We start from the raw sequence: 468 nt of genomic DNA on the forward strand, positions 1-468 counted from the left end.
GATATCTATATTACTTCAAACGGGACAATTTCACCACAAGTCAACGTCGACTAATTTTGCGGAAAGGGATATCAGCTTTCTTTAGTGAAGAGAAGTAAGAGATGTCATGTTTACGAGACGGTCATGGGCAAGTTCCCAATTTAATTTGGATGACAAGTGAAGACATTGATTCTAGTAAGACGATTAATTTGTAAAATAGTGTACTATATGGATTAATGATAAATAAATGAAGTTTTTTTTAATGCATTATGTGTGAATATTCTCTTTCACCACTTGGTCGATTATATTAAGATTTATTTTACAATGCATGCAAACAAATATAATGTATTGATATTTTTTAATTAGCAACACACGCTTCAACTTCAATTTCAACAAGCATTTCAGGGTCACCTAGTTTCGTAACTTCAACACAAGTCCAAGTAGGCATATGGTTTGGCATATATTTTTTGAATTGATCAACAAAAATAG

At 31.6% G+C, this 468-nt stretch carries 1 protein-coding gene; it reads right to left on the reverse strand.

The genetic code is table 11. The annotated features are described in order from the left end of the window. Nucleotides 1-337: 337 nt before the first annotated feature. Nucleotides 338-439 (reverse strand): RidA family protein, encoded by a 102-nt coding sequence (locus E2E34_RS37385; RefSeq protein ID WP_369334640.1) that lies wholly within the window; start codon nt 437-439, stop codon nt 338-340. Between the last annotated feature and the right edge of the window lie 29 nt (nt 440-468).

Source organism: Streptomyces albidochromogenes (assembly GCF_005981925.1).
GTDB classification, from domain to species: domain Bacteria; phylum Actinomycetota; class Actinomycetes; order Streptomycetales; family Streptomycetaceae; genus Streptomyces; species Streptomyces albidochromogenes.